Raw genomic sequence first — 18,161 nt, 5'->3', positions numbered from 1 at the left:
CCATCAGGGGTTTTTTGCTTTATTTTATCCCTTTGCCTCTTCGGCACTCAGTCATTGCTACTGCCCACGCCACCCATTTCGAGAATCGAGTCGTATGTCCATTCACACCGATGAATTGCGCACCCGTCGCCTGGAGTCCCTGATCACTCCCAGCGAACTGGCGCACGCCTTCCCGTTAAGCGACACCGTTGCCCAGAATCTGCTGGATGCCCGCCGCGAAGTGGAAGCGATCCTGGCCGGTGAGGATCAGCGCCTGCTGGTCATCGTCGGTCCCTGCTCCATTCACGATCCGGCCGCCGCCCACGAGTACGCCCTGCGCCTCAATGCCCTGCGCGCGCAGTATAAAGAGAGCCTGTGCATCGTGATGCGCACCTATTTCGAGAAGCCGCGCACCATCGTCGGCTGGAAAGGCCTCATCAATGATCCGCGCCTCGATGGCAGCTTCGACGTCAACGAAGGGCTGAAACTGGCTCGCAAGCTGCTGGTGGACATCAACGCCCTCGGCATGCCCACCGCCACCGAGTTCCTCGACATGGTGACCGGCCAGTACATCAGCGATCTCATCACCTGGGGTGCCATCGGCGCTCGCACCACCGAATCCCAGGTGCACCGCGAGATGGCCTCCGCCCTCTCCTGCCCGGTCGGCTTCAAGAACGGCACCGATGGCAACACCCGCATCGCCATCGATGCGGTGCGCGCCGCCCGTCACAGCCACATCTTCTACTCCCCGGACAAGGACGGCAAGATGACCATCTACCGTACCGCCGGCAACCCCTATGGCCACGTGATCCTGCGCGGCGGCCACCGCCCCAACTACGACACCGCCAGCATCGATGAAGCGTGCGAAGCGCTGGCCGACGTCGGCCTGCCCGAGCGGCTGGTGGTGGACTTCAGCCACGGCAACAGCATGAAGGATCACCGTCGCCAGTTGCTGGTGGCGCAGGACATCTGCGATCAGCTGCGCCGCGGCCGCACCGGTATCGCCGGCATCATGGCCGAGAGCTTCCTGGTGGAAGGGCGGCAGGATGTGGAGAACGGCTGCGCCGTCACCTTCGGCCAGAGCATCACCGATGCCTGTCTGTCGTGGAGCGACACCGAAACCCTGCTGGCCATGCTGGCCGAGGCCGCCCAGGTGCGCCTTGCCAAGCAGCAGGCCTGAGTGCGGATGACGAACGCCGACTGGCGGATAGTGCCCCTCGACGAGACGCTGCTGGCGCAGTGGGCAACCCTGCGCCAGCAGCTGTGGCCGCACCACGGGATGGTGGCCCATCTGCAGGAAGGGACCGAACTGCTGGCCGCTGCCCATCTCAACGCCTTTCTGGTGCTGGATGCGCAGAGCCAGGCGGTCGCCTTTGCCGATGCCGCCCTGCGCCGCGATTACGTGAACGGCTGCGAGAGCAGCCCGGTGGTCTATCTGGAAGGGGTCTATGTGCAGCCGACTTCACGCCGGCGCGGGTTGGCCCAGGCCTTGATCGCCCGGGTGGCCCAGTGGGGCCGCGAGCTGGGTTGTCGCGAGCTGGCCTCCGATGCCGCCATCGACAACTTCGCCTCCCAGCAGCTGCACCAGCGACTCGGCTTTGCCGAAACGGAGCGGGTCGTCTTCTTCAAAAAGGCCCTCGGCTGACGCCAGGGCCTTGTTTGTTTCTCACAGGCTCGGCATAAACCAGACCCGGCCGCCCGCCTCGATGCGATCGGTCTTTATCTGAAACACCTGCGCCAGCAGCGCCTCGTCCACCAATTCGACGCCCCCCTCCCGCACCACCCGCCCCTGTTGCAGACAGAGCAGGCGATCGGCCCAGTCGATGGCCAGGTTGATGTCGTGGATGGCGAGCACCACCAGCAACCCCTGCCCGGTCAGCTGCTTGAGCAGCCGCAGCAGCGCCAGCTGATGGTGCAGATCCAGCCCCGCCAGCGGTTCGTCCAGCAGCAATACTCGCCCGCTCGGGTTGAGGCTCGGCCACACCTGCAGCAGGGTACGGGCAATCAGTACTCGCTGCTGCTCCCCGCCCGACAGCCGGCTGAAGTCCCGCGCCAGCAAGGCTTCCAGCTCCAGCGCCTGGCACAGCGCCTGAATAGCCTCGTTCTGTCTGGCCGCAGGTTGAGCCTCATCGAGCCCCAGGCTCAGCACCTGAAACACCGGGATATGGAACAGCTGGGGCTGGCGCTGGGGCAGCATGGCGCGCCGCTGTGCCAGCGCCGGCCAGCTCAAGTCCGCCAGCGACGCCCCGCCGATGCGTACCTCCCCTTGCCCCGGCAAGAGGCCGGCCAGGGCCCCGAGCAGGGTCGACTTGCCGCTGCCGTTGGGGCCGAGCAGGGCCACCAGCTGCCCCCCCTGCCAGGCAAGGTCGAGGGGCGCGAGCCGGTTGGCGACGGCCAGGGCGCGGGCCGCCAGCAAGGGGGGCTGACCCCCGAGGTGATCAGGTGCTGGCATGGGCATCTTGCCTCAACAACAGATAGATGAAGAGCGGGGCGCCGACCGAGGCGGTGATGACCCCGATGGGCAGCTCCCCCGCCCGCAGGGCGGAGCGGGCGATGAGATCGGCCGCCAGCAGCAGGGCGCCGCCCCCCAGCGCCGAGGCGGGCAGCAGGAAGCGCTGATCGCTGCCACCACAGAGCCGCAGCAGATGGGGCACCACCAGCCCGACGAAGCCGATGACGCCGCACAGCGCCACCGCCATCCCGGTGAGCAGGCACACCGCCAGCACCAGCCGCACCCGCATCTTGTCCACATCGAGCCCCATCAGGCGGGCCTGGGTCTCTCCCAGCAGCAGTTGCTGCAGCGCCTTGCCCTGCCAGGCGAGCCAGCCAAGGGCGAGCGGGAACAGCAGCCACCACCAGGCCAGTTGCTGGCTGCCGTAGGCCAGGCTGCCCATCATCCAGAACATGAATTCACGCAGGGAGCCATCATCGGCAAAGTACATCAGCCAGGTCATGGCGGCGTTGGTGAGGATGCCGATGGCGACCCCGAACAGCAGCAGCCGGGCGTGGCCGAGCCGGGCCCGGCGCGCCAGCCGAATGAGCAGCATGGTCACCAGCAGGGCGCCGCCGAAGGCCGCCAGTGACAACCCCCAGCCCGGCAGATAGACGCCGAGGGTCTTGGCCACCGCCATCGCCACCATGGCGGCCAATCCCGCCCCGCTCGAGACGCCTAGCAGGCCGGGTTCGGCCACCGGGTTGTGCAGCATCACCTGCAGCACGGCGCCACCGCAGGCGAGCGCCGCCCCCGCCAGCAGGGCCAGCAGGGCGCGCGGCAGGCGCAGCTCCAGCAGGATGCGCTGCTCGAGATCCCCCAGCGGCTGCCAGGGCAGCAAGACGAATTCGCCCCAGGCGAGGGAGCAGAGGAACAGCGCCAGGGTCAGCAGCAGCAGGCCGAGCAACCAGCGCCGCTGCCAGCGCTGCTGGCGGGCGAGCAAAGAGAGATACACAGAGGCTCTCCGAAGGTGAAAACGAGCCGGCGCCAGAGCCGGTTAAGCAGCTGGCGCGAGTCATGAAAAACGCATGATAACAGCGTGTTACTACCCGAGGTCAAGGCTGGTAAGGCTTGGCGAGGGCGGCGATCTCGCCGCTTGCCACCAGCTCCTGCAGGGCCAGTGCCAGCGGTTGCTGCAGCGCCTGATGGGGGGAGTGCTTGCTCATGCCCAGATAGAGCACCACAGGTTGCGGTGGCTGATAGGCCGCCTTGAGCAGGCCGGCCTCGTTGTCCTGGCTCAGGGCGTAGTCCACCTGGCAGTCGGTGCCGATCATCAGCGGCAGGTGACCGCGCTGCACCATACGCAGCAGCTGATCCTCGGTGGGCACCCCGTGCTTGTCGAGCCGGTTGTCTGCATCAAAGGGGGCAAAATAGGCCGAATTGAGCACATACCCCACCTTCTTGCCCTGCAGGTCGGCGTAGGTGCGCAGGGTCGATACCGCCGCCGCCTTGCCGTAGAAGGCCGGCCGGCACTGATAGTAGGCCGGCTGCAGATAATCGATGAAGGCTGCCCGCTCCGCCGTCATCGCCAAGCCGATCATCAGGTCCACCTGGCCGGTCTGCATCTGCTTGAGCGCCCGCCCCCAGGGCACCCGTTTCACCTCGAAGCGGATGCCGCTGCGGCGCTGCAACTGCTGCAAGATGTCCATGTCCAGTCCGCCGAAGCGGCCGTCCGGCTGCACGATCCGAAACGGCGGCCAGACATCGGTGGCCACCGTCAGGGTCGGCGCCCCATGCACCAGGCAGGCAAACAGCAGACCAAGCACACCCCAGCTTGTCTTGCCCATCCCGTACAACCCTCTGTGACTTCATCCTTGATGGATTAAAAATACCCTGCCGCCCCACTTATGAAAACCCGTGGTTCGGAGATAAAATGCGATTGATTTTAAAGGAGAACCTAATGAACCCTATCTTTACCAGCATCGGCCTGCTGCTGTGCAGCAACGTCTTCATGACCTTCGCCTGGTATGCCCACCTCAAGAGCATGAATCACAAACCCTGGATCATCGCCGCCCTGGTGAGCTGGGGCATTGCACTGTTCGAATACCTGTTGCAGGTGCCTGCCAACCGCATCGGCCACACCGTGCTCTCCGTCGGCCAGCTCAAGATCCTGCAGGAGGTGATCACCCTCACCGTGTTCGTCCCCTTCTCCATCTTCTATCTGAAAGAGGATCTGAAATGGGATTACCTGTGGGCCGGCCTGTGCATCCTGGGCGCGGTGTTTTTTGTCTTTCGCGAGAAACTGACCGGCGCCTGACGCTGTACACTCAATGACATTCGATGTAATTGCATCTGCTTGATAGACGAGGCAAAACCAATGGAATTGCGAGACATGCTACAGATCCTGGCCAAGCAGGATGGCTCCGACCTCTATCTGTCGACCGGCGCCCCCCCTTGCGCCAAGTTCAACGGCGGCCTGCGTCCGCTCAGTGAGACGCCGCTCGAACCCGGCGAGGTGGCCAGAATAGCCGACGCCATCATGGACGGCGAGCAAAAGCAGCAGTTCGAGCGGGAGCTGGAGATGAACCTCGCCATCTCGCTGCCCCAGATCGGCCGCTTTCGGATCAACATCTTCAAGCAGCGCAACGAAGTGTCGCTGGTGGCGCGCAACATCAAGACCGAGATCCCCCGCTTCGAGGATCTGAAACTGCCCCCCGTGCTGCTCGACACCATCATGGAGAAGCGCGGCCTGGTGCTGTTCGTCGGCGGTACCGGCTCGGGCAAGTCCACTTCGCTCGCGGCCCTCATCGACCATCGCAACCGCAACAGCGGCGGCCACATCATCACCATCGAGGATCCGGTGGAGTTCGTGCACCGCCACCGCAAGAGCATCATCAACCAGCGCGAGGTGGGGGTGGATACCCGCAGCTTCCACGCAGCCCTGAAGAACACCCTGCGCCAGGCGCCGGACGTGATCCTCATCGGTGAAATTCGCGACCGCGAGACCATGGAGCATGCGCTGGCCTTCTCCGAGACCGGCCACCTGGCCATCTCTACCCTGCACGCCAACAACGCCAACCAGGCGCTGGATCGCATCATCAACTTCTTCCCGGAAGAGCGCCGGCCCCAGCTGCTCAACGACCTTGGCAACAACCTCAAGGCGTTTGTCTCCCAGCGGTTGGTCAAAACCAGCGATGGTGGCCGCCGGGCGGCGGTGGAGATCATGCTGGGTACCCACACCATTCGCGACATGATCAAACGCGGCGAATTTGGCGGCCTCAAGGAGGTGATGGAGAAATCCAAGGCCCTCGGCATGGTCACCTTCGACAGCGCCCTGTTCGATCTGGTGGTAGAGGGGGTGATCGACGAGGAGGAGGCGGTGAAGAACGCCGACTCGGCCAACAACCTGCGCCTCAAGATCAAGCTGTGGAAGGAGAAGGGCCAGATCGCGAGCAGCAGCGATGCCACCGGCTGGAGCCTCGAGCCCACCAAGGACGAAAAAGACGATCTGTTCTGACCTCGCCCGCCCCCTGACAGCACCTGCAAACACCCGCTTCGGCGGGTGTTTGCACAAGAAATGCCCGCATCTGGCCGCCCTTCAACGCCACTGCCCTCCCCGCCAGCCCAGCCCCGCAGTGACATCTGGTGAACTATCGCGCCATCTGCGACAGATTCTGTCACCACAAATGACAAAACCATCACTTCACCAAAAAACCGTGTGAGAAGTGTGAGTGAAAGCACTTTCATACTGGCTTCAAAGGAGGCAGTATCAAGGGGTTCTATCAATAAAGGGGTATTCAATGTTGTTACAACCTGCCAATACAGCACAGTCCAGACAGTTGCTGAACGAGACCATGGCCTTGGTTCTCGCAGGAGGGCGGGGCAGTCGCCTCAAACAGTTGACGGACAACAGGGCGAAACCGGCAGTGCATTTCGGCGGCAAGTTCCGCATCATCGACTTCGTACTCTCCAACTGCATCAACTCCGGCATTCGCCGGGTCGGGGTGGTGACCCAATACAAATCCCACAGCCTGCTGCGCCACCTGCAGTCCGGCTGGTCCTTTCTGCGCTACCAGATGAACGAGTTCATCGATCTGCTGCCCGCCCAACAACGGGTGGACGAGGTCAACTGGTATCGCGGCACCGCCGATGCGGTCTACCAGAATCTGGACATCATTCGCGATCACGGCCCCAAGTATGTGGTGGTGCTGGCAGGGGATCACATCTACAAGATGGATTACGCCGCCATGCTGCTCGATCACGTCAACATGGGAGCCAGGGTAACGGTAGCCTGCATCGAGGTGCCGCGGGATGAGGCGAGCGCCTTCGGGGTGATGGCGGTGGATGGAGATCGCAAGATCAACGCCTTCGTCGAGAAACCCGCCAATCCGCCCGCCATGCCGGGCAAACCGGACACCGCGCTGGCCTCCATGGGGGTCTACATCTTCGAGGCCGACTACCTCTACCAGTTACTGGAAGAGGATCTCGCCAACCCGGCCTCCCACCACGATTTCGGCATGGACGTGATCCCGCGGGTAGTGCAAGAGGGCACCGCCTACGCCCACCCGTTCAGCATGTCCTGCGTCGGCTGCTGCCCACAAAAGCGCCCCTACTGGCGCGACGTGGGCACGGTGGATTCGTTCTGGGAAGCCAACATGGATCTCGCCTCCGTCACCCCGGAGCTCGACATCTACGATCAGGACTGGCCCATCTGGACCAGCCAGAACATGACCCCGCCCGCCAAGTTCGTGCAGGACAGAAACGGCCAGCACGGCATGACCATCAACTCCATGTTTGCCGGCGGCACCATCGTCAGCGGCTCCTTCATCGTGAGCTCGGTGCTGTTTACCAATGTGCGGGTCGACTCCTTCTGCACCCTGGATCAGGCGGTGATCTTCCCCGGGGTCGAGATAGGCCCGGGCTGCCGGCTGCGCCGGGTGGTGATCGACAAGGGCTGCAAGCTGCCGGAAGGGCTGGTGGTGGGGGAAAACGCCTGCGAGGATGCCCGCCGCTTCTACCGCTCCGAGCAGGGCATAGTGCTGGTCACCAAGGAGATGCTGGCCAGATTGTGATGCCGAACAGCCATAGCAGAGGGAGTCATAGAGGCTCCCTTTTTACATTTGCTTACCGCTCGCCCCTTGCCTGACAGGTTGCTGGGCATGCTACTCTGCGCTCGGCCCTGCCTTCGTCTCACCATGGAATCGCATATGAAAAAACTGGATGTTGCCCGCCTTGCCAGCCTCGCCGACGAGGCCGCCCAATCCCCGCGCCTGCGCATGAACCACAACCTGCATCAGGAGCTGGCCGACCCCATTCAGCGCCTGGCCATCGCCATGGAGCCGGGTACCTATATTCGCCCCCATCGCCACCTGCAGACCTGGGAGCTGCTCACCGCACTGCAAGGCCGCTTCGTGGTGCTCAACTTCGATGACGAGGGCACCGTCATTGCCCGCGCCGTGCTGGGGGAGACGACCTCGGTGCTGGAGACCCCCGTCGCCGGCTGGCATGCGGTGCTCTCTCTGGATCCTGGCGCCGTCATCTTCGAGGTGAAACACGGCCCCTACGCCCCCTTTCGGGAAGAGGACTTCGCCCCCTGGTCACCGGCGGTGGACGACCTCGCCGGCCAGCAGGCGCTGATGGCCTGGTATCGCCATGCCGAGGTGGGCCAGCGCTGGCCGGGGCGCTGATCTGCTCCGCCACCCTACGCGAACCCAGCCAATACGGCGAACACGCGCCAATAAAAAGACCCGCCAGCGGCGGGTCTTTTTGATATCTGAATGCGGGGGTTCGGACGTGAGCTCAGCCCTTCTGTACCAGACCAATCTGGCCCGGCTCGCACCACTCGAACATCACCTCCTGGCTCTTGCCGCAGCAGGAGCCGCCGCACACCTGGGTCTCCCGCTTGGCGACCCGCCCCTTGCGCATCCAGACGCCGAGCATGGCCTCCACCACATCTTCCGAGGTGTGGAAGTGGCGGGCCAGCTCGCGCCGGCTCACCTTCTGCTGCGCGGCGAGGTACTCCCCCAGCTCGCGCAGGATCATAGGGTCACCACCTTGCGGGCGACGATGTCACCGTGGCGACGACCGGCCCACCAGAGCAGCAGCAGGGAGCCGCCGTAGCTCGCCACCCAGAACAGGCTCTGCTCGGGGTGCGCGGCAAAGGTGGCCAGCTGATAGAAGACGGTGGCGCACATGAAGGCCATGTAGTTGCACCAGGCGGCGGTCAGCAGGGCCCACTGGCGGCCTGTCTCCCGCACCAGGGCGCCCATGGCGGCGGCGCAGGGCATGTAGAGCAGCACGAACAACAGGTAGGCGAAGGCACCGGCCGCCCCGTCGAAGTGACTCTGCATGTTGCCGTAGGTGGAGACGTCTACCTCCTGCGCCTCGGCGGCGGCTTTCTGGTCATCCAGGTTGCCCACCGCCAGCCCCATGGGGTCGGTCGGGTCGATGTCGGCCAGATTGGTGGCGACCGCGGCGATCGCCTCCTGGAAGCTGCTTATCAGGGAGAACTCGCTCGCCTCCTCTTCCCCGTCGCCGCTGCCGGCGTAGAGGCTGTTGAGAGTACCGACCACCGCCTCTTTGGCGAAGATGCCGGTGACGATGCCGACCGTGGCCTGCCAGTTGTCATCGCGCACGCCGATGGGGTGCAGCACCGGGGTCACCGCCTGGCTGATTTTGCTCAGCACCGAGCTTTCCTGATCCTGGTGGCCGAAGCTGCCGTCGGTGCCGAGCGAGTTGAGCACGCTCAGCACGGCGACCACCAGCACGATGGTTTTACCGGCGCCAAAGACGAAGGATTTGAGCTTCTGCCAGGTCTTGATGCCGACGTTGACCGGGCGCGGCCACTCGTAGTCCGGCATCTCCATCAGCATGGAGTCGCTCTTGCCCGGCAGCAGGGTGCTGCGCAGCAACAGGCCGGTGAGCACCGCCACCAGGATGCCGATGAGGTAGAGACCGAACACCAGGTTCTGGCCAGATTCGGGGAAGAAGGCCACCGCAAACAGGGCGTAGACCGGCAGGCGGGCACCGCACGACATGAAGGGAGCCATGGCCGAGGTCATCAGCCGCTCACGCTCGGAGTTGAGGGTACGGGTTGCCATCACCGAGGGCACGGTACAGCCAAAGCCCATCAGCATGGGGACGAACGCCTTGCCCGGCAGGCCGAGGCGGCGCATCAGGGCATCCACCACAAAAGCCGCGCGGGCCAGGTAGCCGGAGCTCTCCAGCACCGCCAGGAACAGGTAGAGGCAGCCGATCACCGGGATGAAGGTGGCGACGGTCTGCAAGCCGACGCCAAAGCCGTCCGCCAGGATGGCCCCCAGCCAGTCCGGCGCATGGACGAGCCCCAGCAGGTGGTGCACCCCGTCGACAAACAGGGCGCCGCCCATGATGTCGAAGAAGTCGATGAAGGCGCTGCCCACCTTGATGGCGAACATGAACATCAGGTACATCACCAGCAGGAAGAAGGGGATGCCGAACCAGCGGTTGAGCAGCACCCGATCGAGCCGCTCGCTCTGGGCTGCAGTGAGCTTGCCCTTCTGCTGGCACGCCTGGGCGGCCCACTGGTGGATGTGGCCGTAGCGGATGTCCGCCAGTTGCAGGTCCACATCCTGCCCGTGGTGAGCGCGAGCCACCACGTTGGCGGCGGCGGCCTGCTGGCCGGGCAGCAGGGTCTCCTGCATCACCGCATCCTCTTCCAGCAGGCGCAAAGCGCGGCCACGGGTGGTAAGGTGGTGCGGGGCGAGCAGGGTCTCGAGCTCCGCCAGATCTTTTTCCAGCTCGCTACCGTAGTCCAGCAACAGCGCTGGCTGCGGCTGGCCGATGAACTGCTGGATCTGGTTCTTGAAGGCGGCGACCTGCTGGCGGTTGTGGGCCGAGAGGGCCACCACCGGGCAGCCGAGGGTGTTGGCGAGCTTGCTCTCGTCGATGGTGATACGCCGCTTTTGCAGGATGTCCATCTTGTTGAGCACCACCACCATGGGCAGCCCCAGCTCGCGCAGTTGCAGCGTGAGGTAGAGCGAGCGCTCCAGGTTGGCGGCATCGATGACGTTGAGCAGCAGATCCGGCTGCTGGCCCTCCACGAAGCGGCTGGCGATCTGCTCGTCCAGGCTCCCCTCCTGGTTGGCCAGGCTATAGATGCCGGGCAGGTCCATCAATTTGTAGTCGTGGCTCTGGGCACTGAATTCGCCCATCTTCTTGTCGACGGTGACGCCGCTCCAGTTGCCCACCTGCTGGCGGGCCCCGGTCAGGGCGTTGAACAGGGAGGTCTTGCCGCTATTGGGATTGCCGACGGTTACCAGGGAGTAGTTCATACCGGTTCGACCTCGATTTGCTGGGCAAGGCTTTTTTGCATGGAGAGGCAGATCCCCTGACACTGGATCTGCAGCGGATCCCCGAGCGGGGCCGCGCGCAAGTAGATGACTTCAGTCTGGGGCAACAAGCCCATCACCATCAGCTTGCGCCGCAGGGGACGGGTTAATTGATTCATGTTCTTGATGCGAGCACTCTGTCCCGGTGACAACTGCGCGAGTACCATGACTGACTCCTGAAGTTAAACAATAATAATTCTCTTTTACTTGGGGCATTATAATCCGTGTTTTCAACGCTTATTTGAGTAAAATCAAACTCCGCTTAGCTAACCCACAAATAACTGCCATGAGTCACGACAACAACAGCCGCCTGGTTTACAGCACGGACGGCGGCATCATCAAAGAACAGAACCAGCCGCAATCCGCCTCCCCCTTCCCCACCGACGGGGTGGTGCGCATTCGCCGCGAAACCAAGGGGCGCAAGGGCGCCGGGGTCATCACCATCCACGGTGTTCCGGCCGAACAGCAAAAGAGCCTCGCCACCCTGCTCAAGAAAAAGTGCGGCACCGGCGGCGGTCTGAAAGAGGGAGTGATCGAGATCCAGGGGGACAAACGGGATCTGATCAAGGCCGAGCTCGAGAAGGCCGGTTTCAGCGTCAAGCTGGTGGGCGGCTGATCCCCGCGCCGCCCGGCTTGCGTCACTTTCGCTTTTTCCCTAGAATGCCCGCTCCCATCGAGGGGGAGTAGTCTCGCCAGCCGGCCCCAAACCGGTTCGCGACCCTGATCAACATACTTGGTGCCAACTCACCATGGTCAGGGTGATCCACGCCAGCCGCGGATTTGACAAGACCTTTGACGGGCCAGTGCCAATACCGGGGACGGATGGCGCAGGCTTGTCTCAGGTATAACAATTCCGTCCCCCGGTCATTTTTATGGAAGCCTTGTTAACCTCAACCCTCAGCGTGGCCATCGCCGAAATCGGCGACAAGACCCAGCTGCTGGCGCTGTTGCTCATCTGTCGTTTTCGCAAGCCCTGGCCCATCATCGCCGGCATGCTGGCAGCCACCCTGCTCAACCACGCCGGCGCCGCCTGGCTTGGCGAGTTCATCAGCCGCTGGCTCGATCCCAAGGTGATGACCTACCTGGTGGCCGGTGCCTTCATTGCCATGGCCGCCTGGATCCTGGTGCCGGACAAGATGGACGACGAGGAGAGCCCGCTCGACAAATACGGCCCCTTCATGGCCACCTTCGTGCTGTTCTTCATCGCCGAGATCGGCGACAAGACCCAGATCGCCACCGTGCTGCTGGCGGCCAAATATGACTCGCTGACCCAGGTCATCACCGGCACCACCCTCGGCATGATGCTGGCCAACGTGCCGGTGGTGCTGCTTGGCAAGCTGGGGGCCGATCGCCTGCCGCTCAAGGGGATCCGCATCGCCTGCGCCATCCTGTTCGTGGGCCTCGGGGTGAGCACCCTGCTGTTCGCCTGACCCGGCCGGATCAGAAGGTGGCGAGGCAAGGGTGAGCACTTGCCGACGCCGCTCCCGCGCCCATGTCGTGTCCTTGCAAGCAAGCCCCGCCCTTTGGCGGGGCTTTTTGCATCCGCTTGCCGGGCTGGTCGCGCCCGCAGACGGGGGCTGCCAATCGGCGCCATGGCCGTGGCATAATGCGGCAAACCTGATGGAGCATCCCATGCACTTCACTTCAAGACAGACGTTGCTCGACTGGGTCAGGCGTGGACGCCTCGAGCGGGCCAGCCTGCCCGCCGCCCTCGCCCTGTGCGAGCTGCCCCCCGGCCCTGCCCGCTGGCAGTGGCTGTTCGATCGGCTGCTGCTCTGGCTTGGCAGCCTGTGTCTCGGCGCCGGCCTGGTGTTCTTCGTCGCCTTCAACTGGCAGGAGCTGGGCCGCCTCTCGCGCCTCGCGCTGCTGGAGCTGCCGCTGCTCGCCATGCTGCTGTTGCTGTGGCGCAAGCCCCTCGCCGACAGTCAGCGCCAGGCGCTGCTGCTCGCCATCGCCCTCAACATCGGTGCCCTGCTGGCGCTGGTGGGACAGACCTACCAGACCGGCGCCGATCCCTGGCAGCTGTTCGCCACCTGGGCGCTGATGCTGCTGCCGCTGGCGGCGCTCGGCCAGAGCCCGCTGCTGTGGACCTTGAGCTGGTTGCTTGGCCAGCTGGCGCTGGTGCTCTACTGGCGGCTCGGCCTGTTCAACTTCTTCTTCGCCTTCAACGAGGAGGCCCTCGGCTGGTGCCTGACCCTGTTCAACGCCGTCCTCTGGGGCATATTGCTGCTGGTGCCCGCTCACTACCGGCTGATACCCTCCTGGCTGGCGGGGCTGGCCGCCGGTTTCGGCGTCACCCTGCTCACCCTGCTGGCGCTGTTCGATGTCGCCTCCCCCTGGGTCTGGCCGGCCTGGCTCGGCTGGCTGGCGGCCGCCTACCTGCGCTGGCACCACAGATTCATCGCCGGGCTCGCCATGGGCTGCCTGAGCCTCATCGTGGTACTGCTGACCGCGCTCGGCAAATGGATGGAGCCGGACGTGGACGGCTTCCTGCTGCTCTGCCTCATCGCCATCGGCCTGTCGGTGGCGGCCAGCCGCTGGCTGCAACAACAACGGAGGCTCCATGAGTGATCTGACCCCCTGGCAGCGACTGCAACGGGCCCAGCTGGTGGAAGGGGATGCCCCCCGTGACGACCAGCCCCACTGGTCGAGCCGCTTTCTGCTCGGCATGGTGGGCTGGATTGCCGCCCTGTTCCTGCTGTTCTTCCTGTTCATGTCGTTCTCCCAGCTCACCCGGGATGCCGACAGCGCCCTGCTGATGGGCGTCGTGCTGATGGTCATTGCCTTTTGCCTCAACCGCTTCGCCACCCGCAGCGATCTGTGGGATCAGTTCGTGCTGGCGCTGGCGCTGGCCGGCGACGCCTGGCTGCTCTACGGCCTGCTCGATCGGCTGGATCTGCACTCGGCCCCGCTCTGGTTCGGCCTCGCCCTGCTGTCGCTGGCCATCGCCGCCCTGTTCGAGCACTGGCTGATCCGGCTGTTCCACAGCTTCGCCACCGCCATCCTGCTCACCCTTGCCCTCGCCTGCCTCGGCCTGCAACTGCTGGCCCTGCCGCTGGTGATGACGGCGGTGGCCCTCTGCTGGTTGCAGGCCGAGCGCGATCCACTGCGCCATCAGCTCTATGAATCCCTCACCCTGGGGCTGGCGCTCTCCCTGCTGGTGCTGGGGCGCCTGCACCATCCGCTGTGGGACGGCGGCGCCAGCATGCTCGACGAGCTGGGCCACTCCCGCCTGCCGCTCTGGCTCAACCCACTGCTCTGCGCCGCCCTGCTGCTGGGGCTCATGGTCAGGCTGAAACTGCCGCTGCTGTACGGGCTGCCGCTGGTGCTGATCAGCGCCCTCATTCCCGGCATGGGAGCCGGCGCCCTGGTGCTGGTGCTCGGCTTCTATGCCGGCAGCGTCGGCCTGATGACCCTGGCCGGCCTGCTGCTGGTCGGCTTCGGCTCCCTCTATTACTACGATCTGGGGCTGACCCTGATGACCAAATCCTGGCTGCTGCTGGGCTCGGGCGCCCTGCTGCTCGGCGCCCGCCAGCTGCTCAAACGGCTGAGCCTGCGGAGCCCCTCATGAGACGACTCGCCCTGCTGCTGACCGGCCTCGCCATCCTGGCGGCCATCAACGTCACCGTCTGGCGCTACGAGCGCGCCATGAGCAGCGGTGAGGTGGTGCTGCTGCGCCTCGCCCCGGTCGACCCGCGCTCCCTGATGCAGGGAGATTACATGCGCCTCAACTACGAGCTGGCCCGCCAGCTTGGCAACCGGCAACAGGATGAGGCCCCCGCCAACACTCTGGTGATCCGCCTCGACGAGCAGCAGGTCGCCAGCTGGGTGGAAGGGGGCAAGCCGGATCAGCTGGCCCGCGATGAGCGGCGGCTGCAGGTGCGCCGCAGCGACGGCCAGTGGCTCATCGGCCCCGACGCCTACTTCTTCGAAGAGGGCACCGGCGAGCAGTACGAGGCGGCGCGCTACGGCGAATTTCGCTTGCAGGAGAGCGGCAAGGCGCTCTTGGTGGGGCTTCGCGATGAGCAGTTGAAACCGGTGGGAAATACCAGAGCGCGCTGGTAACTACTGGCAATATCAGGCTTTTTTGCCCACACTAGGGCAAGATGGATCGCCCGCGCTACGCCAAGGAATGCCCATGAGGATAAGGTTTTGCGGTTGCCTGCTGCTGTTGTCATGCCTTGGCACGGCGCAGGCCGAGCTCGGCAAGCTGGAGTACCTGACCGAGGAGTATCCCCCCTACAACTTCACCGACCAGACCGGCCAGCCCGGCGGGCTGGCGGTGGAGCTGCTGCAGCTGATCTGGCAGCGCACCCAGACCCCCGCCCAGCCCATTCGCATCCTGCCCTGGGCGCGGGGTTACTACCTGCTGACCCAGAAACCCAACGTGGTGCTCTTCTCCACCGCCCGCACCGACACCCGCGACCCCCTGTTCAAGTGGGTGTGCCCCATCGGCTACTCCGAGTACGTGCTGCTGGCCCACAAGCGCCGCCCCCTCACCCTCAGCGCCGTCGAGCAGATCAACGACTACCGCATCAGCGCCGTGCGCGCCGATGCCTCCGAACAGCTGCTGCTCAACCGCGGCATGGACGAGAGCCGCATCATCTCCGCCAACCGGCTGAGCCAGGCGCTGAAGATGCTGGTGTCGGGCCGCGCCGATCTGCTGGCCACCGGCAAGCTGGCGGGTTATGACGCCATCAAGGCGCTGCAGCTCGATGCCAATGACTTCACGGTGGCCTTCGTGCTGGATGCCGAGGAGCTCTGCTACGCCTTCAGTCGCCAGGTGGACGACAGCGTCATCAAACAGTTCCAGCGCGCCCTCACCCAGGCGCTCGCCTCTTCGGAATATCAGGGGCTGCGGCTCAAATACCTGCCCGCCCCCTGAGAAGGCCCCATACCTCTCACCGCCAGTACGCGGCGAGTGGCGATTTGGCGGGCTTTGATAACACTTGAGAATGACGCTACACCCCACCAGGATGGCCAACATGAAAAAATGGATTGGATTCGCCGCACTCGCGTTTGTCACCCTCGCCCAGGCCAGCCCGGAGCTTGGCAAGCTGCACTACCTCACCGAAGAGTACAAACCCTACAACTTCTCCAACGAATCCGGCGCCCCCACCGGGCTCGCCGTCGAGCTGCTGCAGCAGGTATGGCAGAAGACCAACACCCCGCAGCAGCCCATCACCATCATGCCCTGGGCGCGGGGTTACTACTTGCTGACCCAGAAACCCAACGTGGTGCTCTTCTCCACCGCCCGCACCGAGGCGCGGGATCCGCTGTTCAAGTGGGCCTGCCCCATCGGCTATGCCGAGATCGTGCTGATGGGGCTGGCCAAGAGCCCGGTCAACATCGCCAAGCTGGAAGATGCCGAAAAGTACAACATAGGGGCGGTGCGGGCTGACGTGGGGGAGCAGCTGCTGCTCAACAACGGCTTTGACGAGCAGAAGATCATGACCGCCAACCGCCTGCCCCAGGCGCTCAAGATGCTCACCTCGGGCCGGGTCGACCTCATCTCCACCAACAAGACCACCATGCTGGATCTGATCGCCTCCCAGCAGCTGGATCCCGCACAGTTCAAGGTGTTCTGGATGCTGAGCTCGGAGCAGTTCTGCTTCGCCTTCAGCCACCCGGTGAGCGACGAGCTGGTCAAGGAGTTCCAGAGCGGCCTGACCCAGGTGCTGGCCAGCAGCGAGTTCCAGCAGATCCAGGCCAAGTACTTCCCCGCCCGCTGAGGGGCGGCATGAAAAAGGGGCCCGCCGGGGCCCCTTTTTCTTGTCTCGCCTGCGCAGTCAGCTCGGCCGACGGCGCTGGCGCTTGACCTCGTACATGCAGGCATCGGCCAGCCTGAGCGCCTCGTCCACCGTACTGCTGGCCGGATCGATGGCCACCACCCCCACGCTGGCGCCAGGGTAGTGCAGCAGGCCGGCGGGCACCTCGAGCTGCACCAGGCTCGCCTCGAACAGCCGGCGCTGAAAGCCCTGCACCGCCGCCTCCCGCGTCTCTTCGCCGCACTGCGGCCCCATCCCCACCGCCACGAACTCGTCGCCCCCCACCCGCGCCAGCAGATCGCTGCCGCGCAGCACGGTTGACAGCGCCGCGGCGACCCGTTGCAGCAGCAGGTCGCCGGTGTCGTGGCCGTGGGTATCGTTGATGGCCTTGAAGCCGTCGAGATCGATGAAGCCGAGCAGCAGCGGATGCTCGACCCGCTCCGCCAGTGAAAACAGCCGGTTGAGCTCGTGCATCAGCGCCCGCCGGTTGGGCAGCCCGGTCAGCGGGTCGCTCAGCGCCTGGCGCGACAGCTCGTGGTTGGCCTGCTGCAACTGCTGCAGCAGCTGTTCGCGCTCCACCTGCTCGGCGATCAATCGGGCAAAGAAGGCGATCAGGTGATCCGAGCCCGCCGTCAGCGGCTTTTGCTCGGCACTGGCGGCGCACAGGGTGCCATAAAGAGAGCCCGAAGGGGTCTGCACCGGGCAGCTCAGGTAGGTGCGAATGCCAAGGGCCCGCGCCGCCTGGGAATCTCCCCAGCAGCTCGCCACATCTTCGGTGTAGAAGCGCCCTTCGTCGAGGGCCCGCCGGCAGAGGGCATCGCCCCACTGTACCGAGCCCCCCTCGGGGATCTGCAAGGTGGCGGCGTTGCGGGCAAAGCGGATATGTTGGGTGTCGTGACCAAGGTCGATTTCGGTCAGATAGGTGGACTCGAGCCCGGTGACCGTCTCGAGCATCTCCAGCAGCGGGCGGGTCAGGCTCTCCAGATCCCGCGCCCCGGTCACTTGCAGCGACAACGCCTGCAATATTCTGTCCATGCACACCTCCCTGCTTGCATGTCTATTCCTGAAACGATAGCCAACCCCGGGGGCCCTTCACAAGCCACGCGCCCCCGCCGTGGCACAAATTTTGCGGTTTTGGCGGCCTTTGTCGTCGAACGACCCTCGATTGTCCGGCAACGCGCTCCGTTTGCAGCCAATGCGGGGCGGCCCGGCCTGAGCCGTGGTGAGCACCCCCTATTGAGGGCAGCGGCGCCTGTCGTGCGGCATTATTGGCTGCGGCGGCTTGGCGGTGGCGCGAGTGTTGTCGAGGGGTGAGCCCATGCTGGCCCCTGACGCTCATCGCCTTTGTCGGTGGCGCAGTCCCGCTTTGCCCCTCACTGCGCCCGGCACTCTGCTTATTTGCTTATCAGCCGGGCGCGGCGCCCATCTTCCATCACACCCCGGCCGCGGGTCAACCGCCGGTTGCCACTTTGCAGCAAAGGAGAAAAACCATTTAATTCTGATAGTTGCATCACTAATTTCATGGATTTGGATGGCCCCGCCGAGGCGGGTTCCGTAAGATGACCATCGGCCCCCGTTGGCCCCGAGTATTCATGGATGGTCAAGGGCGCAAGG

General features: G+C 64.6%; 20 protein-coding genes. 13 read left to right on the top strand and 7 right to left on the bottom strand.

What is annotated here, in order from left to right:
- Positions 1-94: 94 nt before the first annotated feature.
- Complete coding sequence (locus OKC29_RS08115) at positions 95-1,159, top strand: 3-deoxy-7-phosphoheptulonate synthase (protein ID WP_045789462.1); 1,065 nt, start codon at positions 95-97, stop codon at positions 1,157-1,159.
- Positions 1,160-1,165: 6 nt separating this feature from the next.
- Positions 1,166-1,624: an aminoglycoside 6'-N-acetyltransferase gene (aac(6'), locus tag OKC29_RS08110; RefSeq protein WP_073350794.1), complete on the top strand. Its 459-nt coding sequence runs from the start codon at positions 1,166-1,168 to the stop codon at positions 1,622-1,624.
- Between the two features lie 21 nt (positions 1,625-1,645).
- Here aac(6') and OKC29_RS08105 read toward each other — a convergent pair whose 3' ends face one another.
- The 3 genes from OKC29_RS08105 to OKC29_RS08095 all read right to left on the bottom strand — a co-directional run bounded on the left by OKC29_RS08105 (position 1,646) and on the right by OKC29_RS08095 (position 4,257).
- Positions 1,646-2,431, bottom strand: a complete 786-nt coding sequence (locus OKC29_RS08105) for an ATP-binding cassette domain-containing protein (RefSeq protein WP_162275726.1) — start codon at positions 2,429-2,431, stop codon at positions 1,646-1,648.
- Positions 2,418-3,425, bottom strand: a complete 1,008-nt coding sequence (gene btuC, locus OKC29_RS08100) for a vitamin B12 ABC transporter permease BtuC (protein ID WP_073350796.1) — start codon at positions 3,423-3,425, stop codon at positions 2,418-2,420. The genes OKC29_RS08105 and btuC overlap by 14 nt, the downstream gene beginning before the upstream one ends.
- 100 nt (positions 3,426-3,525) lie before the next feature.
- The gene (locus OKC29_RS08095; RefSeq protein WP_029300033.1) at positions 3,526-4,257 is read right to left on the bottom strand and encodes a substrate-binding periplasmic protein; all 732 of its coding nucleotides are present in this window, start codon (positions 4,255-4,257) and stop codon (positions 3,526-3,528) included.
- A 113-nt stretch (positions 4,258-4,370) separates the two neighbouring features.
- Here OKC29_RS08095 and OKC29_RS08090 point away from each other — a divergent pair, with 113 nt between their 5' ends.
- From OKC29_RS08090 to OKC29_RS08075, 4 genes are all read left to right on the top strand, one after another.
- Complete coding sequence (locus OKC29_RS08090; RefSeq protein WP_005302630.1) at positions 4,371-4,727, top strand: DMT family protein; 357 nt, start codon at positions 4,371-4,373, stop codon at positions 4,725-4,727.
- Between the two features lie 60 nt (positions 4,728-4,787).
- A complete protein-coding gene (gene tapW / locus OKC29_RS08085; RefSeq protein WP_011706550.1) occupies positions 4,788-5,927 on the top strand; it encodes a type IVa pilus ATPase TapW in 1,140 nt (379 codons plus the stop codon).
- 283 nt (positions 5,928-6,210) lie between these two features.
- Complete coding sequence (gene glgC / locus OKC29_RS08080) at positions 6,211-7,482, top strand: glucose-1-phosphate adenylyltransferase (protein WP_011706551.1); 1,272 nt, start codon at positions 6,211-6,213, stop codon at positions 7,480-7,482.
- A 135-nt stretch (positions 7,483-7,617) separates the two neighbouring features.
- Positions 7,618-8,097, top strand: a complete 480-nt coding sequence (locus tag OKC29_RS08075; protein ID WP_162275727.1) for a WbuC family cupin fold metalloprotein — start codon at positions 7,618-7,620, stop codon at positions 8,095-8,097.
- A 112-nt stretch (positions 8,098-8,209) separates the two neighbouring features.
- On the opposite strand, the gene OKC29_RS08070 is transcribed toward OKC29_RS08075, so the two are convergent.
- From OKC29_RS08070 to OKC29_RS08060, 3 genes are read right to left on the bottom strand one after another with little or no spacing between them, the layout of a single operon-like run.
- Positions 8,210-8,452, bottom strand: a complete 243-nt coding sequence (locus OKC29_RS08070) for a FeoC-like transcriptional regulator (protein ID WP_073350800.1) — start codon at positions 8,450-8,452, stop codon at positions 8,210-8,212.
- Entirely contained in the window at positions 8,449-10,722 is a 2,274-nt protein-coding gene (gene feoB / locus OKC29_RS08065) for a Fe(2+) transporter permease subunit FeoB (protein WP_073350802.1), read from the bottom strand. Before feoB ends, OKC29_RS08070 begins: the two co-directional genes overlap by 4 nt.
- Positions 10,719-10,946, bottom strand: coding sequence for a FeoA family protein (locus OKC29_RS08060; protein ID WP_005302641.1), 228 nt, complete (start codon positions 10,944-10,946; stop codon positions 10,719-10,721). The genes feoB and OKC29_RS08060 overlap by 4 nt, the downstream gene beginning before the upstream one ends.
- A gap of 119 nt (positions 10,947-11,065) precedes the next feature.
- Here OKC29_RS08060 and OKC29_RS08055 point away from each other — a divergent pair, with 119 nt between their 5' ends.
- From OKC29_RS08055 to OKC29_RS08025, 7 genes are all read left to right on the top strand, one after another.
- Complete coding sequence (locus OKC29_RS08055) at positions 11,066-11,395, top strand: translation initiation factor (RefSeq protein WP_024945954.1); 330 nt, start codon at positions 11,066-11,068, stop codon at positions 11,393-11,395.
- Positions 11,396-11,651: 256 nt separating this feature from the next.
- Entirely contained in the window at positions 11,652-12,209 is a 558-nt protein-coding gene (locus OKC29_RS08050) for a TMEM165/GDT1 family protein (RefSeq protein WP_010633534.1), read from the top strand.
- 202 nt (positions 12,210-12,411) lie between these two features.
- A complete protein-coding gene (locus tag OKC29_RS08045; protein ID WP_162275728.1) occupies positions 12,412-13,350 on the top strand; it encodes a DUF2157 domain-containing protein in 939 nt (312 codons plus the stop codon).
- Positions 13,343-14,350 (top strand): DUF4401 domain-containing protein, encoded by a 1,008-nt coding sequence (locus tag OKC29_RS08040; RefSeq protein ID WP_073350805.1) that lies wholly within the window; start codon positions 13,343-13,345, stop codon positions 14,348-14,350. Before OKC29_RS08045 ends, OKC29_RS08040 begins: the two co-directional genes overlap by 8 nt.
- Positions 14,347-14,844, top strand: a complete 498-nt coding sequence (locus tag OKC29_RS08035) for a GDYXXLXY domain-containing protein (RefSeq protein ID WP_073350807.1) — start codon at positions 14,347-14,349, stop codon at positions 14,842-14,844. The genes OKC29_RS08040 and OKC29_RS08035 overlap by 4 nt, the downstream gene beginning before the upstream one ends.
- 73 nt (positions 14,845-14,917) lie before the next feature.
- Entirely contained in the window at positions 14,918-15,664 is a 747-nt protein-coding gene (locus OKC29_RS08030; protein ID WP_045527359.1) for a substrate-binding periplasmic protein, read from the top strand.
- Between the two features lie 100 nt (positions 15,665-15,764).
- Positions 15,765-16,511 (top strand): substrate-binding periplasmic protein, encoded by a 747-nt coding sequence (locus tag OKC29_RS08025; RefSeq protein ID WP_011706560.1) that lies wholly within the window; start codon positions 15,765-15,767, stop codon positions 16,509-16,511.
- 57 nt (positions 16,512-16,568) lie between these two features.
- Here OKC29_RS08025 and OKC29_RS08020 read toward each other — a convergent pair whose 3' ends face one another.
- Entirely contained in the window at positions 16,569-17,582 is a 1,014-nt protein-coding gene (locus OKC29_RS08020) for a GGDEF domain-containing protein (RefSeq protein ID WP_049045573.1), read from the bottom strand.
- Positions 17,583-18,161 lie beyond the last annotated feature (579 nt).

Source organism: Aeromonas sp. QDB34, assembly GCF_027705405.1.
GTDB lineage: Bacteria > Pseudomonadota > Gammaproteobacteria > Enterobacterales > Aeromonadaceae > Aeromonas > Aeromonas hydrophila.
The sequence above is the reverse complement of the archived record's forward strand: the minus strand, read 5'-3'. Positions and strand labels throughout refer to the sequence as shown.

Coding starts and splice junctions, on each gene's coding strand:
- OKC29_RS08115 (WP_045789462.1), top strand. CDS start 95: ATGTCCATTCACACCGATGAATTGCGCACCCGTCGCCTGGAGTCCCTG.
- OKC29_RS08105 (WP_162275726.1), bottom strand. CDS start 2,431: ATGCCAGCACCTGATCACCTCGGGGGTCAGCCCCCCTTGCTGGCGGCC.
- OKC29_RS08095 (WP_029300033.1), bottom strand. CDS start 4,257: ATGGGCAAGACAAGCTGGGGTGTGCTTGGTCTGCTGTTTGCCTGCCTG.
- OKC29_RS08090 (WP_005302630.1), top strand. CDS start 4,371: ATGAACCCTATCTTTACCAGCATCGGCCTGCTGCTGTGCAGCAACGTC.
- tapW (WP_011706550.1), top strand. CDS start 4,788: ATGGAATTGCGAGACATGCTACAGATCCTGGCCAAGCAGGATGGCTCC.
- glgC (WP_011706551.1), top strand. CDS start 6,211: ATGTTGTTACAACCTGCCAATACAGCACAGTCCAGACAGTTGCTGAAC.
- OKC29_RS08075 (WP_162275727.1), top strand. CDS start 7,618: ATGAAAAAACTGGATGTTGCCCGCCTTGCCAGCCTCGCCGACGAGGCC.
- OKC29_RS08070 (WP_073350800.1), bottom strand. CDS start 8,452: ATGATCCTGCGCGAGCTGGGGGAGTACCTCGCCGCGCAGCAGAAGGTG.
- feoB (WP_073350802.1), bottom strand. CDS start 10,722: ATGAACTACTCCCTGGTAACCGTCGGCAATCCCAATAGCGGCAAGACC.
- OKC29_RS08060 (WP_005302641.1), bottom strand. CDS start 10,946: ATGGTACTCGCGCAGTTGTCACCGGGACAGAGTGCTCGCATCAAGAAC.
- OKC29_RS08055 (WP_024945954.1), top strand. CDS start 11,066: ATGAGTCACGACAACAACAGCCGCCTGGTTTACAGCACGGACGGCGGC.
- OKC29_RS08050 (WP_010633534.1), top strand. CDS start 11,652: ATGGAAGCCTTGTTAACCTCAACCCTCAGCGTGGCCATCGCCGAAATC.
- OKC29_RS08045 (WP_162275728.1), top strand. CDS start 12,412: ATGCACTTCACTTCAAGACAGACGTTGCTCGACTGGGTCAGGCGTGGA.
- OKC29_RS08040 (WP_073350805.1), top strand. CDS start 13,343: ATGAGTGATCTGACCCCCTGGCAGCGACTGCAACGGGCCCAGCTGGTG.
- OKC29_RS08035 (WP_073350807.1), top strand. CDS start 14,347: ATGAGACGACTCGCCCTGCTGCTGACCGGCCTCGCCATCCTGGCGGCC.
- OKC29_RS08030 (WP_045527359.1), top strand. CDS start 14,918: ATGAGGATAAGGTTTTGCGGTTGCCTGCTGCTGTTGTCATGCCTTGGC.
- OKC29_RS08025 (WP_011706560.1), top strand. CDS start 15,765: ATGAAAAAATGGATTGGATTCGCCGCACTCGCGTTTGTCACCCTCGCC.
- OKC29_RS08020 (WP_049045573.1), bottom strand. CDS start 17,582: ATGGACAGAATATTGCAGGCGTTGTCGCTGCAAGTGACCGGGGCGCGG.